The sequence below is a fragment of the Micromonospora inositola genome (assembly GCF_900090285.1).
Taxonomy (GTDB): domain Bacteria; phylum Actinomycetota; class Actinomycetes; order Mycobacteriales; family Micromonosporaceae; genus Micromonospora; species Micromonospora inositola.
On record NZ_LT607754.1, the window covers coordinates 1521261 to 1536824 of the forward strand.

Annotated in this window: 7 protein-coding genes; 5 read left to right on the top strand and 2 right to left on the bottom strand. The window is 70.6% G+C overall.

The features are described 5' to 3' along the window. Window positions 1-81 precede the first annotated feature (81 nt). From acs to GA0070613_RS07350, 5 genes are all read left to right on the top strand, one after another. Window positions 82-2046: an acetate--CoA ligase gene (acs, locus tag GA0070613_RS07330; RefSeq protein ID WP_089011595.1), complete on the top strand. Its 1965-nt coding sequence runs from the start codon at window positions 82-84 to the stop codon at window positions 2044-2046. 483 nt (window positions 2047-2529) lie between these two features. Beyond that, the gene (locus GA0070613_RS07335) at window positions 2530-5322 is read left to right on the top strand and encodes an immune inhibitor A domain-containing protein (protein WP_089011596.1); all 2793 of its coding nucleotides are present in this window, start codon (window positions 2530-2532) and stop codon (window positions 5320-5322) included. A gap of 373 nt (window positions 5323-5695) precedes the next feature. Next, on the top strand, window positions 5696-8002 hold the full coding sequence (locus GA0070613_RS07340; RefSeq protein ID WP_089011597.1) for an immune inhibitor A domain-containing protein: 2307 nt from the start codon (window positions 5696-5698) through the stop codon (window positions 8000-8002). Window positions 8003-8249: 247 nt separating this feature from the next. Continuing rightward, window positions 8250-10691, top strand: a complete 2442-nt coding sequence (locus GA0070613_RS07345; RefSeq protein WP_089011598.1) for an immune inhibitor A domain-containing protein — start codon at window positions 8250-8252, stop codon at window positions 10689-10691. 170 nt (window positions 10692-10861) lie between these two features. Then, window positions 10862-11794, top strand: coding sequence for an alpha/beta fold hydrolase (locus tag GA0070613_RS07350; RefSeq protein ID WP_089011599.1), 933 nt, complete (start codon window positions 10862-10864; stop codon window positions 11792-11794). 1 nt (window position 11795) lies between these two features. Here GA0070613_RS07350 and GA0070613_RS07355 read toward each other — a convergent pair whose 3' ends face one another. Continuing rightward, window positions 11796-12161, bottom strand: coding sequence for a hypothetical protein (locus GA0070613_RS07355; protein WP_089011600.1), 366 nt, complete (start codon window positions 12159-12161; stop codon window positions 11796-11798). After that, window positions 12158-15433 carry an SseB family protein gene (locus tag GA0070613_RS07360; protein WP_269459035.1) on the bottom strand — a complete coding sequence of 1092 codons (3276 nt, stop codon included), beginning with the start codon at window positions 15431-15433 and terminating at the stop codon, window positions 12158-12160. The genes GA0070613_RS07355 and GA0070613_RS07360 overlap by 4 nt, the downstream gene beginning before the upstream one ends. Between the last annotated feature and the right edge of the window lie 131 nt (window positions 15434-15564).

Genomic DNA, 15564 nt, shown 5'->3' on the forward strand with positions numbered 1-15564 from the left:
CATGAGCGAGCGAAGCGAGCGAATCATCAGGCTCAGAGCGGAGAAGCCTCATGGCGTCGGCGAGCGAAGCGAGGCGACGGCATGAGCGAGGCATTGGCCAACTTGTTGAACGAGACGCGCCAGTTCCCGCCGCCGGCCGAGCTCGCCGCGAACGCCAACGTCACCGCCGAGGCGTACGCCGAGGCGGCGGAGGACCGGCTCGGCTTCTGGGCCCGCCAGGCCGGACGGCTGGCCTGGGCGAAGCAGTGGGACCAGGTGCTCGACTGGTCGAACCCGCCGTTCTCGAAGTGGTTCGTCGGCGGGCAGCTGAACGTGGCGTACAACTGCCTGGACCGGCACGTGGAGGCCGGTCGGGGCGACAAGGTGGCGATCCACTGGGAGGGCGAGCCGGGTGACACCCGCACCCTCACCTACGCCGACCTGCACCGGCTGACCTGCCAGGCGGCGAACGCGCTGACCGAGCTGGGCGTGGTGGCCGGCGACCGGGTGGCGATCTACCTGCCGATGATCCCGGAGGCGGCGGTCGCGATGCTGGCCTGCGCCCGGATCGGCGCCACGCACAGCGTGGTCTTCGGCGGCTTCTCCGCCGACGCGCTGACCAACCGGATCCAGGACGCCACCGCCAAGGTGGTGATCACCGCCGATGGCGGCTACCGGCGGGGCAAGCCGTCGGCGCTGAAGCCGACGGTGGACGAGGCGGTGGCGAAGTGCCCGTCGGTGGAGCACGTGCTGGTGGTCCGCCGCACCGGCGAGGAGGTCGCCTGGTCGGCGAAGGACCACTGGTGGCACGAGACGGTGGAGACCGCCTCCCCGGAGCACACCGCGCAGCCGCTCGACGCCGAGCACCCGCTCTTCATCCTCTATACCAGCGGCACCACGGCCCGGCCGAAGGGCATCCTGCACACCACCGGCGGCTACCTCACCCAGACGTCGTACACCACGCACGCGGTCTTCGACCTCAAGCCGGAGACCGACGTCTACTGGTGCACCGCCGACATCGGCTGGGTGACCGGGCACTCCTACATCGTTTACGGCCCGCTTTCCAACGGCGCCACCCAGGTCATGTACGAGGGCACCCCGGACACCCCGCACAAAGGCCGGTTCTGGGAGATCGTCGACAAGTACCAGGTGACGATCCTCTACACCGCGCCGACGCTGATCCGCACCATGATGAAGTGGGGCGAGGACATCCCCGCCGGCTACGACCTGTCGTCGCTGCGCCTGCTCGGCAGCGTCGGTGAGCCGATCAACCCGGAGGCGTGGATCTGGTACCGGCAGCACGTCGGCCGGGGCGAGCTGCCGATCGTGGACACCTGGTGGCAGACCGAGACCGGCGCGATCATGATCTCCCCGCTGCCCGGCGTCACCGCGGCCAAGCCGGGCTCGGCGATGACCCCGCTGCCTGGGATCGTTTCCGACGTGGTGGACGACCAGGGCCAGTCGGTGCCGAACGGCGGCGGTGGCTACCTGGTGCTGCGCGAGCCGTGGCCGTCGATGCTGCGCACCATCTGGGGCGACGACAACCGGTTCATCGAGACCTACTGGAGCCGGTTCGCGGGCATGTACTTCGCCGGCGACGGGGCGAAGAAGGACGACGACGGGCACATCTGGCTGCTCGGCCGGGTCGACGACGTGATGCTGGTGTCCGGCCACAACATCTCCACCACCGAGGTGGAGTCGGCGCTGGTCAGCCACCCGTCGGTGGCGGAGGCGGCGGTGGTCGGCGCGACCGACCCGACCACCGGCCAGGCCATCGTCGCGTTCGCCATCCCGCGCGGCACCGCCGACACCGCTGGCGAGGCCGGCGAGCAGCTGATCGCCGAGCTGCGCAACCACGTGGCGAAGACGCTCGGCCCGATCGCGAAGCCCCGGCAGATCATGCTGGTGCCGGAGCTGCCGAAGACCCGCTCCGGCAAGATCATGCGCCGGCTGCTGCGGGACGTGGCGGAGCACCGGTCGCTCGGCGACGTGACCACCCTCCAGGACTCCTCGGTGATGGAGCTGATCTCCTCCGGGATGGGTGGCGGCAAGTCCGACGAGGACTGAGGCCCGACTCTCGGATCATCTCGTGGGCGGGGGCGGCACAGCGTGCCGTCCCCGCCCACTTCTGTGTCGTACGGAAGGTCTCCGACGGGCCGGCGTCGCGCCCGCGTGCCGTGGAGTCGCTGGCGAGCCGCCATCGTCCACGGGCACGACGGACCGTCGCACAGACAGATCAGGGGTCAGGCGCCGGGCACCGCAGGACAACCCCTGTTTTCGCCGGGCCGCACCGTCTTCAGCGCCGCTTCTCCCACCTCCGCTGTTCCACACCGCCGCGCATCGATCGCATCGGGGTGACACATGTGATCGGCTCACGACGACGACCGATCGGTCGACTTCGACCCGCCCGGACGGATGGACCGTCGTCTCATTACTTGCTGATCGGCAATCTTTCTGTCTATGTTCGCCCGGATCGGGCCGGCTGTGGCGCTCGCCACTACATCGGACTTTTCCGATCATCCCTCTCACGCCCCCAGGATTTGGAGCGGCATGAATACCACACCGCATCGGCGGCGACGCCTACTCGTCGCGCTGCCCGCCATCGCCCTCGCCGCCGCGTCACTGACCGTGACGGGTAGCGCGGCCGCCCAGACGTCCGGCCCGGCCCGAGCCACGGTCGGGGCGGACGACTTCTACATCAACTACGCCGAGCCGGAGGTGCAACCGGACACAGCCGGCAAGGAGCTCAAGGGGAAGGACGGCATCTTCACGTCGGCGGCGGACGAGGCCCGCACCTACGACCGCAAGTTCGCCGGGGGCAACCCGGTGGCCGCGCGGGAGCTGGCCAAGCTGGAGGCCAAGGCGATCAAGACCGGGCAGAGCCCGCGTCAGATCAAGCAGGCCAAGGGCACCCAGACCGCCAAGCTGCTGACCCTGCTGGTGGAGTTCAACGACCACGCCAACGACGACTTCACCGACGTCATGGTCCCCAAGACGGTCTTCGAGGACCGGAGCTGTGTCCCCGGCACCGTCCAGAACGGGCCGCGGCACAACACCATCGCGAACCCGGCCACCCTGCCGCACGAGGACAACAACTCGATGTGGGTGCCGGACTTCTCGCCCGCGCACTACGACAAGATGCTCTACACCAAGGAGGGCATCACCGACCGGGTCCGCACCGACCTGACCGGACCGGACGGCAAGCCGGGCGTCAGCCTGGCCGGTCGCACGATGCACAACATGTACCTGGAGATGTCCAAGGGCGCGTACACGGTCGACGGGCAGGCCAGCCCGTGGATCACCGTGCCGCACTCGGAGGGCTGGTACGCCGCCTCCCGCTGCTTCCAGGACGAGAACGGCAACTGGGTCGCCGGTCGCGAGCAGTCGATGAACGGCCACCCGGACAACCCGCAGGGCGCCGGGCGGCTCGCCACGGACGCGGTCGACGCGCTGGCGAAGATGGACCCGAACTTCCCGTGGGCCGACTACGACATCGAGGACCAGGGCGACGCCGACGGTGATGGCAACGTCAACGAGCCGGACGGCGTGATCGACCACCTGGTGCTGGTGCACGCCAACCAGGGCAAGTCCCGCGGCGGCGGCGACGTGGGCGTCTACTCGGTCTGGGCGCACTCCTCGACGGTGGCCGGCGGCTACACCATCCCCGGCACCAACAAGAAGGTCTCGAACTACATCGTCCAGCCGGAGGACGCCGGCGTCGGCGTCTTCGCCCACGAGTTCGGCCACGACCTCGGCCTGCCGGACCTCTACGACACCTCGGGCAACGCCGACTCGGACATCGACTTCTGGGACCTGATGGCCTCGGGCTCGCACTCCGGGGAGATCTTCCAGGCGCTGCCGACCCACATGGGTCTCTGGGACAAGTGGGTGCTCGGCTGGGCCGACCCGCTGACCGTCAACCCCGGTGACGACGCTCGTTCGGTGCAGCTCGGCCAGACCTCGAACACCCCGGTCGGCACCAAGGACGGCATCAAGATCAACCTGCCGGACAAGGTGATCACCCTGGCCCAGCCGCACAGCGGGGCCAACATGTGGTACTCCGGGTCCGACCAGAACTGGGCGGACGTCAAGCTCAGCCGCCAGGTGGCCGTCCCGAACGCCGCGGACGCGAAGTTCTGGATGTGGAACAACTACGTCGTCGAGGCGGACTGGGACTACGGCTTCGTCGAGGTCTCCACCGACGGCGGCGCCACCTGGGCCGAGCAGAAGGTCTACGACGCCACCGGCAAGCTGGTCTCGACCAACGACGGCTACGCCGACCCGAACGGCCGGATGGTCGACTACGGCAACAAGAAGTACGGCCTCACGGGCACCACCGGCGGCTGGCGGCACGACTACGTCGACCTGTCGGCGTACGCCGGGAAGACCGTGCAGGTCCGGCTCCGCTACGCCACGGACGAGGCGTTCGTGGAGCGCGGCTGGTTCGCCGACGACCTCTCGGTCACCGGCGGCGGCGCCACCACCTGGAGCGACGACGTCGAGAGCGGCACCAACGGCTGGACCATGACCGGCGGCTCGTTCACCGACACCACCGGGGCCGGCTGGCACACCGACAGCGGCACCCAGGTCAAGTCGCACTACTACCTGGCCGAGTGGCGCAACTTCGACGGCTTCGACAAGGGCCTGAAGTACGCGTACGACACGGTCTACTCGCACGAGGCGTGGAAGGTCGATCGGATCTCCTACAACGCCCCGGGCATGCTGGTCTGGTACCGGGACACCGCGCTGGGCAACGTCAACCACACGACCGCGCAGCTGACCTCGCTGCCGAGCTACGGCGCCAAGGGCGGCCTGCTGATCGTCGACTCGCACAACCAGCCGCTGCGCCGGCAGGGTGAGGCGGCAGTCAAGGACCCGTCGACGCTGGACAACCAGCCCAGCCGCCCGCAGTCCTCGAACGCGGCCTTCTCGCTGAACTCGACGTACCCCTTCAAGGAGTGCCTGGAGGCGGCGGCCGAGCCGTACAGCGAGTACTGCACCAGCTACGGCGCCCAGGCGCCGGTGGCGGGCTTCACGGACGCCAAGGGCTGGTACCCGGGCCTCGAGGTGCGGACGATCGACGGCCAGCAACGGCTCTTCGCCCGGGACAGCGACGCCTCGGTGGTCATCCCGTCGAAGGGCAACGCGCCCTACACCACCCGGATCACCAACCCGGACGGCACCCCGGCCACCGGCCTGTACGGCACCGACCTCGGGTTCACCGTGCTCGGCTCGGGCAACCCGGGCGACCAGAACGCCGCGTACGGCGTATCGATCGTCATCAACCGGACGGCGAAGGACAACTCGTACGCCACGGTGTACGTCACCTCGGCCAACCCGTGATCTGAGGCCCGTCGACCGACGGGACACACGGCGGGGCCCGGCCGGAGCACACTGCTCCGGACGGGCCCCGCTTCCTCTTACGCCGCCCGACATCCGGTCGACTTTCCGTGTGACATTTTCCAGGCACGCAGCGCTCCCCCACGGGGCCTCCATAATCGCGATCACGCAGAGTGACTGTGGCCGAAACGTGATGCGAATGGGCGTCAACCCAGCGGGCCCTTTGGTCCGGATTTGCCCGTGAAAGATGGCCACCCGTCCGGTAATTGCCTGGTGACAACGATGCAAACCTCTGTCATTGTGAGTGACGCATGACATGACAGTGATGGCCTTGGCTGCCTCTGTCATGTAACAGTTCCACAAAGGAGGAGGACCTTTGAGGAGACGAGTCACGGCGGGCCTGGCTTCGGCCGCGGCCGCGCTGCTGGCAGCCGGCGTCGTCACGGCCCCGGCTTCCGCCGCCCCGGCGGCGGAGCCCACCCCCGGTGCCGACAAGGCGAAGCACGGCAAGGACAACCTCCCCGATCCGAAGGCGGATCAGCAGCGGGAGGTCAAGAAGCAGGCGATCGCCGACCTGCTGCAGGGCAAGGCCAAGCTTCAGACGCGCAACGGCTCGAAGGTCATCCAGGTCAAGGACGACCTGTTCGTCGAGTACCAGCAGGCGCCGAAGACCGACCCGATCTTCACCATGCTGGTCAACTTCGGCGACAAGACCGACCCCCGCACCGGCGGAGCTGCCGGTCCGGTGGTCAACCAGATCCCCGAGCCGGACCGCAACTGGGACGGCAGTTCCACCGACGACAACAGCACCGCGTGGCGCTCCGACTTCCACCGCGAGCACTACATGGACATGTTCTACGGTGAGGGCGAGTCGTTCCGGGACTTCTACCTCAAGCAGTCGGGTGGCCGGTACACCGTTGGCGGCGACGTCAGCGACTGGATCACCGTCCCGTTCAACGAGGCGCGGTACGGCAGCAACAAGATCTCCGAGGCCGACGGCTACTGGAACTTCGTCAAGGACAGTGCCACGTCCTGGTACGACGCCCAGACCAAGGCCGGCAAGACGCCGCAGCAGATCAAGGACTACCTGAAGCAGTTCGACATCTGGGACCGGTACGACTTCGACGGCGACGGGAACTTCAACGAGCCCGACGGCTACATCGACCACTTCCAGGCGGTGCACGCCGGCGAGGGCGAGGATGCCGGCGGCGGCGCCCAGGGCGAGGACGCCATCTGGTCGCACCGCTGGGCGGCGTTCCCCAACCTCGAGGGCAAGGCCGGACCGGCGGGCAACCTGGCCGGTGGTGTGCCGATCGGTGACACCGGGCTGTGGATCCGTGACTACACCACGGAGGCGGAGAACGGTGGTCTCGGCGTCTTCGCTCACGAGTACGGTCACGACCTCGGTCTGCCGGACCTGTACGACACCGCGGGCGGCGACAACGGCGTCGGTTTCTGGAGCCTGATGTCCTCGGGATCGTGGCTGAACCACGGCACCGACGACATCGGTTCGACCCCGGGCTACATGGACCCGTGGTCGAAGCTGTTCCTCGGCTGGCTCAACCACACCACGGTCGACTACGGCAAGGGCAGCACCCAGGTGACCCTCGGCCCGGCCGGTGACAGCGACGGGCCGAAGGCCCAGGCTGTCGTGGTCAATCTGCCCGACCAGACGCGGACCACGCAGTACAACACGCCGTTCGGCGGGTCGTACGAGTGGTGGGGCGGCAGCGCGGACGGCCTGAACAGCACGCTGACCCGCACCCTGGACCTGACCGGCGCGACCTCCGCGTCGATCACCTCCAAGCTGCAGTACGACACCGAAGAGGACTACGACTACCTCTACGCCGAGGCGTCCACCGACGGCGGCGCCACCTGGGCCGACGTCAAGAACAACTTGGTCGACGCGGGTGACAGCGGCATCGACGGTTCCAGCAGCGGGGCGTGGGTCGACTCCACCTACGACCTGTCGGCCTACGCCGGCAAGACGGTGCTGTTCCGTTACCGCTACGCGACGGACGGCGGCAAGCACTTCGCCGGCCCGTTCCTGGACAACATCTCGCTGACCAAGAACGGCACCGTCGCCTGGACCGACGACGCGGAGACCATCGCCGCGGAGTGGACCGCGAAGGGCTTCACGCGGATCACCGGCTCGGTGACCGACACCTACCCCCGCTTCTACATCGCCGAGAACCGGACCTACTTCGGTTACGACGACACGCTGCGGACCGGTGGGTACAACTTCGGGTTCCTCAACACCCGGCCGAACTTCGTGGAGCGGTACTCGAGCCAGCCCGGTCTGCTGGTCTGGTACGTGAATTACGCGTACGGCGACAACAACACGTCGGAGCACCCGGGCTACGGCCTGAACCTGCCGGTGGACGTCCGCCCGGGCCAGATCAAGGCCGGCAACCAGGGCACCATCAGCAACCGCCGCAACGGGTACGACGCGACGTTCAGCCTGTACGGCAAGCCGGCCCAGACCTTCCACAAGAACGGCGTGGCGGTCACGGTCCCGGCGCTCGACCCGAACCCGCTCTTCACCGACAGTGGGACGAACAAGTACTGGAACAGCAGCAACCCGTGGAACTCGGTCAAGGTGGCCGGCACCGGCACCAAGATCGAGATCCTGCAGCAGGGCACCAACCCGACCGACGACATGGTCGTGAAGGTCAGCAACTGATCAGGTAGCAGTCCGAAGGGGCCGGTGGTGGAGACGCCACCGGCCCCTTCCGCGTATCCGGTGTGACTGTGTGACGGTGAAAAGCATTCCCAACAAAAAGTTGCTACAAATCGACGAACTTTTCTTCCCACCCGTCACGGGAATGTCTATCTTCACCATTGGTCCCACTCGTGGGACGTCTTCACCGGCCCGTACCCCCGTTGGGCCGGTTCCCTCACACCGGAGGTACCACGTGCGCAAAGTCGCAGTGGGTCTGCTCGGGCTATCGCTGACGGCGACGGGACTGGTGGCGGGCACGTCCGCCAGCGCTGCGCCGCAGCCGAAGTTGCCGGCGACCGCCCCGTCGGTTGCCGAGCAGCAGGCCCCAGCCGATCACGATCTGCCGGACAAACTCGAGGACAAGCGCCGCGCCCTGCGGCAGGAGGGCCTGAGTGAGGTCCTCTCCGGCCGGGCGAAGCCGCAGAACATCAACGGAAGCACCGTCGTCAAGGTCGGCGAGACCGCCGGCGGCGCGGCGGCGGCGGCCGGCGCCCGGACCGCAGCACCGGGCCGAAACGGCAAGAAGGACCAGTACGTCGAGCTGGCCCGGGAGCGGACCGACAAGATCTTCGTGATCCTCGCCGAGTTCGGCGACGAGCGGGACCCCGCCTACCCGGACAAGGACGAGAACCCCGACATCCCGGGCCCGACCCGGTTCGACGGGCCGCGGCACAACGAGATCCCGGCGCCCGACCGGGCGGTCGACAACTCCACCGTCTGGCAGGCCAACTTCAGCCCGGAGCACTTCCGGCAGCTGTACTTCGGCACGAAGCCGGGCGACGAGTCGCTCAAGCAGTACTACGAGGCCCAGTCGTCCGGCCGGTACACCGTGGACGGCGAGGTCACCGACTGGGTGAAGGTCAAGTACAACGCCGCGCGGTACGGCCGCTCGGACGACCCGATCGCGGACGACTCGGACGACCCGGCCAACGACCCGGCGGTCTGCGAGAGCAACGTCTGCCAGAACACCTGGGACCTGGTCCGCGACGCGGCCAACCAGTGGGTCGCCGACCAGAAGGCCAAGGGCCGCACCGCCGCCCAGATCAAGGCTGACATGCAGTCGTTCGACCAGTGGGACCGGTTCGACTACGACCAGGACGGCAACTTCAACGAGCCGGACGGTTACATCGACCACTTCCAGATCGTCCACTCCGGCGGCGACCAGGCCGACGGTGACCCGCACCAGGGCGAGGACGCCATCTGGAGCCACCGCTGGTCGGCGTACAACACCTCCCAGACCGGTCCGGCGAACTTCCCGATCGGCGGCACCGAGATCGGCGACACCGGCGTGTGGATCCGCGACTACACGATCCAGCCGGAGAACGGTGGCCGCAGCGTCTTCTACCACGAGTACGGCCACGACCTCGGCCTGCCGGACGACTACAACGTCCTGAGCGGTGGCGACAACAACAACGAGCACTGGACCCTGATGGCCCAGAGCCGACTCAGCGCCAAGAACGACGGCGGCATCGGCGAGCGCGGTGGCGACCTGGGCGCGTGGAACAAGCTCCAGCTGGGCTGGCTCGACTACGAGGTGGTCAAGGCCGGGCAGAAGCGCACCCTGAACCTCGGCCCGCAGGAGTACAACTCCAAGAAGGCTCAGGCCGCCGTGGTGGTGCTCCCGCAGCGGGAGTACACGTTCAGCAACGGCAAGCCGTTCGAGGGCACCAAGCAGTACTTCTCCGGCAACGCCGACGACCTGAACAACACCATGACCAGGGCGCTCGACCTCACCGGGAAGTCGACGGCCGCGCTGTCGATGAAGGGCCGTTACTCCATCGAGGCCGGCTTCGACTACCTCTTCTTCGAGGCGTCGCTGGATGGCGGGAGCACCTGGACGGCGCTGCCGGGCACGGTCAACGGCAAGCCGCTCCCGCCGGTCTCGAAGACCGACCCGCGGCCGGCCCTCTCCGGCAGCAGCGCCGGCAACTGGGTCGACATCAACATCCCGCTGGACATGGCGGCCGGCAAGGCGGCCCAGTTCCGGTTCCACTACCTCACCGACGGCGGACTCTCCGCGGGCGGTTTCTTCGGTGACGCAATCACCGTGACCGCCGACGGGCAGACCCTGCTCAGCGACGGCGCCGAGGCCGGCGCCGGGGACTGGGCGCTGAAGGGCTTCAGCATCGTCGAGGAGTCCTACCAGCGGAAGTTCGACAACTACTACATCGCCGGCAACCGGTCGTACGTCTCGTACGACCAGTACCTGAAGACCGGCCCGTACTTCTTCGGCTACGCGAACACCCGACCGGACTGGGTCGACCACTACGCGTACCAGACGGGTCTGCTGATCTCCTACTGGAACCTGCGGTGGGCGGACAACGACACCTTCGCGCACCCGGGTGAGGGTCGGAACATGATCATCGACGCGCACCCGCGGCCGATCTACAACCTGACCGGCAGCCCCTGGCGGGCCCGGGTCCAGGTCTACGACGCGCCGTTCAGCCTGAAGAAGGCCGACTCGTTCACGCTGCACATCAACAGCCAGGCGCAGTACATCCGTGGCCAGGCCGCGCAGCCGCTGTTCGACGACACCCAGCAGTACTGGTACCCGGAGCTGCCGAACCACGGCGTCAAGCTTCCGGCCACCGGCACCAAGATCAAGGTTCTGGAGCAGAACGGCACCTCGCTGAAGGTCCGCTTCTCCTGATCCGCTGATCAGCGCAACACCGCACGACGATGCCCGGGCAGGTCACCTGCCCGGGCATCGCCCTTTCCGGCCCCGGCACCACGGCCCGCGGTCCGGTGGTCCCCGGAGAAACCCCTGATCCTCGCCACCTGCGAGGCCGTCGGCCGACTGCCCGCCCTAGGCTGTGCCCCATGACCGAGCAGCGCGGCGGGCCCGTCGACGAGTCCTGCGTCCTGCCCGAGGGGCCGTGGACGCACCGGTTCGTCGGCGCCAACGGCAGCCGCTTCCACGTCGTCGAGGCCGGCACCGGCCCGATGGTCCTCTTCCTGCACGGCTTTCCCGAGTACTGGCTGGCCTGGAAGGAGATGCTGCCGGCGGTCGCCGACGCCGGCTTCCGGGCGGTCGCGGTCGACCTGCGCGGTTACGGCGCGAGCGACAAGCCACCCCGGGGGTACGACGGCTACACCCTCGCCGCCGACGTGGCTGGGCTGATCCGGGCCCTCGGCGAGCGGTCGGCGACCGTGGTGGGCACCGGGGCCGGCGGCCTGATCGGCTGGACCGCCGCCTCGTTCCACCCCACGCTGGTCCGGCGGCTGGTGGTGCTCGCCGCCCCGCACCCGCTCCGGCTGCGCGCCGCGATCTTCGCCGACCCGCGCGGCCAGTTCGCCGCCTCCACCCCGACGCTGAAGTTCCAGCGCCCCCGCTACGAACACGTGCTCACCAGGGACGACGCCGCCGAGGTCGAGACGATGCTGCGCCGCTGGGGCGGGCCGGCGTGGGTGGCCGGCCCGGACTTCGCGGCGTACGCCCGGTGCTGCCGGGAGGCGATGCAGATCCCGCAGGCCGCCTTCTGCGCTCTGGAGGGCTACCGCTGGGCGTTCCGGTCGGTGCTCCGGCTGCACGGCTACCGGTTCGTCCGGCTGATGCAGCGGCCGCTGGTCACACCGACCCTGCAACTGCACGGCGCACTGGACACCGCCTCCCTGCCGCGCACCGCCCAGGGCTCCGGCCGGTACGTCACCGCCCCATACGAGTGGCGGCTGCTCGACGGGGTCGGCCACTTTCCGCACGTGGAGGCCCGCGACGTGGTGCTCGGCGAGATCCTGCGCTGGACGAAGTCCTGACTCAGACCCGCTGCTCGCGCAGGTCGGCCACCTCGTTCGCCGGCGCCCAGCCCTGGTAGACCCCGAAGTCGAAGGCCTCCAGGCCCATTGCCCGGGCGACCGGCCAGCGTCCGCCGGTGTACTCCACCCGCAGCCAGCCGTCGTGCTCGGCCAGCACGATGAACGGCTGTCCCTGCCAGGTGCACGTGGTCCGGACGTACGCCAGGTCGTCGACCTCGGCGGCCGGGACCACCCGGACGTACCGGCCGGGGCGTACCTCCTCGAAGCCCTCGCCCGACTCCGGCTGGTAGAGCCGGACGTCGTCGCCGTCCGGGCTGGCCTGGTACTCCCGGCCCTGCCAGCGGGCCACGTAGCCGTCGCGGGTCACGGCTCACCGACCCGTCGCCACAGCAACGCGTCGCCGTCCAGGATGGCGACCACCCGCTCGGTGCCGTCCGCGCCGATCCGCCAGAGCTGCGCGCCGTGCGGCAGGCGCGCGCTGTCCACCTTGAACTCGGCGACCACGTCAGTGCTCTCCCCTGGGGCGAACCCGTTGCCCCGGAACGGCGGGCGCTCGATCACCCAGCCCTCCATCGCCCGCATCGCGGCCTCGTTCTGCCCCCCGTAGGGGATGCGGTAGAGGCTCGGTCGGTGCGCCGGCCAGCGGAGCAGGTAGATCTCCTCGGCATCGCGGGAGAAGGGCGAGTCCGGATGGCCGAGGCCGAGCGCGTCGTACAGCTGCGCCGGGGTGGTCAGGTGGGCCAGCTCGTTGGCCCGGTGCACGAAGCCGGAGACCCGGTCGTAGCCCCGCTCCAGGTAGTAGGCGAGCTGACTCGCGGCGATCGCCTTCTGCATGGTCACCGGGCGGGTGGGGTCGTGCGGCGGCGGGGCGTGCCGGGTCGGGGTCACCGGCGCCGGCTCGGCGACGGACTGCTCCGGCTCGCTCTCCAGCTCGTCGCCGAGCCCCACCTCGGCGGCCCAGTTGGCCAGCCCGAGGACCTGCTCGCCGGGGTACTTCGCCCCGACGGGGGTGCCGGGGTTGACCGCGAACGACCAGCTCTCCTCCGGCCAGCGGCGGATGAGCTGGACGAACTTGACCCGTACCGTCTCGACCGGCCCGTCGGCCCGGTCCGCGAGCCGCTCCGGCGAGGTGTAGACCACGACGTACGTTTCGCCGTCCAGCTCCTCGGTCCGCCAGACGAAGCCCGGGTCCCCCGGACGGCTGCCCGGCGCCGAGTCCGGTGCGGAGGGCAGCAGCACCCGGGCCAGCAGCAGGGTGGAGAGGAAGGTGTCCGTGCTGCCGCTGCCCGCCGCGGCGAGCAGGTCCTCCTCGACGTCGTTCGCCGGCACGAAGTCGACCGGCGCCGGCTCCTCGCGCCGGGGCGTGCCGGACCCGCCGGGATGGTCGACGAGCGGTCCGGGGCCTGCCCCGGGTCCGGTCGCCGCCGACGCCGGCTCGACCTGCGGGGAGCTCGGACCGACCGGCTCGACCGACCGCGCGCTCGACTCCCCCTGCGGGGCGGCCGCCTCGACGGTCTCGACCGACCGGACGGTCGGCTCGAACAGCGGGGTGGCCGGCTGCGCCGACGGCACGGCCGTCCCGGCCCGCGACGTGCCGAACCCGGGCAGCGGCGCGGTCGGCTCGGCCGCGGACGTGGTCGGCTCGGCCGCGGACGTGGTCGGCTCGGCCGCGGACGTGGTCGGCGCGAACAGCGACACCGTCGGCTCGGCCGGCGGCGAGGTCGCCGCGAACAGCGGCACCGTCGGCTCGGCCGGCGGCGCGGTCGCCGCGAACAGCGGCACCGTCGGCTCGGCCGGTGGTACGGCCGTCCCGCTCCGCGGCGTGGTGGGCTCGGACAACGGTGCGGTCGGTTCGGTCTCGGGCGTGGTCGGTTCGGTTCGCGGCTCCACGGCGAACGACACGGTGGGCTCGGCGGGCCCGGCCCACAGCGGGGCCGACCGGTCCGCGTCGGCGGAGGCCGCCGCGGAGTTGGCGGCGGCGACGCTCGGCGTCTCGCGCGGTTCCGGTCGTGCGGTCTCCGCCGGCTCCGTCCCGGCCGGGCGGCCGTCGGCCCACCCTGCCGGGTCACCGCCCGCCGGCTCGGTGAGGTCGCGGGACTCGATGACGGTCCCCTCGATGACGATCGGCGAGAAGGTCCGCCGGGGCGCGGGCGGGCCCGACACCGGCTCGGCAACCGACGCGGGCAGCTCCTCCGCCTCCGTCGGGGCGACGAACTGCGGGGCGGCCGGTCCGGCGAGGCTGGGGGGCGCGAGGATCTGCTGCGTCTGCTCGTCCGCCTCGGAACCCCCGGCGGAGGTCGGACGACGACGGGGCAGGGCCTGGGTGAGGTCCCCGCCCGCGGCCGGGTCGGCCGGGCGGAACACCTTGGTCGGCTCCGCCGCGGGCGGCTCGGGATGTGGGCGCGGAAACCCCGGCGCCGGCGCGGCGGGGGTGTCGGCCCGGAACGCCCGGGTCGCCTCCTCCGGCACCGGTTCGCCGAGGGGCCGCCGACGCGGGAACGGCTGGCCGCCCTGGCCGAGGCGGGACGGCGGCAGGGCCCGGTCACCGGTGCGGTGCGGCTGGTCCAGCGGCGACGGCCGCCGGGACAGCCGCCCGGACGCGGGTTCGAAGAAGGACCGGGTGGGGATGGGCTCCGCGTCGTCCCGCCCGCCGTTCGCGGCCGCCGCCCCGGGCCGGCCGGAGGTCGGGCCGGAGCCGAACGGGTCCTGGTCGTCAGGGCGGCGACGGAGGTCGTTGAGCCAGCCGGAGAGGCCTTCGGCGCCGTCCTCCGTCCGCACTGCGGCCCGGGGTCGAGGCCGGCCGGGGCCGTCGCCCGGTCCGGTCGGCTCGGCGCCGCTCCAGCCGGTGGGTTCGCCGGCGCCGGGCCGGTCGCCGGAGCGCTGGTCACCGGGGTCGGCCGAGGACCGGGCCGGCGCGCCGCCGGTCTGCCCGGGCCGGGCGGGCGAGGTCACGTGGGCGGAGGCCGGTCGGACGTCCGGTGCCTCCGGCTGGCGGGCCACCGGGGGAACGCCGGGCGCGGTGGCCGCCGGCGGAACCGGCGGCCGGACCGGCGCGGTCGGGACCGGCACGGTCGACGGCTCCGGCGCGGCGGCCGGCACAGCCGCAGCGGACCCCCCGAAGGCCGGGGAGACCGGCGTGCCGGGGGCCGGGGAGACCGGGGCGTCCCGGCCCGGCACGGTGGCGCTGGCCCGGGCGCGGGCGGCGGTCTCGGCCCGTTCGAGGCGGGCCCTGGCGCCCATGGTCCGGCCCGGCAGCCGGACGTCCCCTCGGGAGAGCTGCGCGACGAACCAGGCGGGCAGGTAGCCCTCGATCGGCAGGCCCGGGTTGACCGCCAGCCACCACTCGTGGTTCGGCCAGTCCGCCGCGAGATCGGCGTACGGGACCCGCCGGCTGGTGCCCGGGTTCTCGCCCAGGCAGGCCCGCAACGCGTTGGCCGACGTGAATGCCAGCACGTGTGTCCGCCCGCCGGTGGTCCAGGTCCCCCACCCCGTCGGCGCCTGCCCGGCGGGCGCCTCCGCGGAGACCGGCAGCAGCAGGTCGACGCGGGTCAGGATGCGGAAGTAGAGCTCCTGGTCCTGGGCACGCAACGCGTCCCGCATCGCCACCTCGGCCTCGGTAGCCGGTTCCCATCCGGTCACGGCCACCTCTCCTCCCGCGAACAGGCCATAGGTATCGCCTACAACCTACAAGGTGGTAACAAGATCACAATTGCTGGCCGTCGCCGGTCCACCGGCCCGCCGCGGAGGCGCTAACATCGCGTTCCGGAGTC

What these genes read in the sequence shown, in the direction of transcription:
- acs (WP_089011595.1), top strand. Translation starts at nt 82, where the DNA reads ATGAGCGAGGCATTGGCCAACTTGTTGAACGAGACGCGCCAGTTCCCG.
- GA0070613_RS07335 (WP_089011596.1), top strand. Translation starts at nt 2,530, where the DNA reads ATGAATACCACACCGCATCGGCGGCGACGCCTACTCGTCGCGCTGCCC.
- GA0070613_RS07350 (WP_089011599.1), top strand. Translation starts at nt 10,862, where the DNA reads ATGACCGAGCAGCGCGGCGGGCCCGTCGACGAGTCCTGCGTCCTGCCC.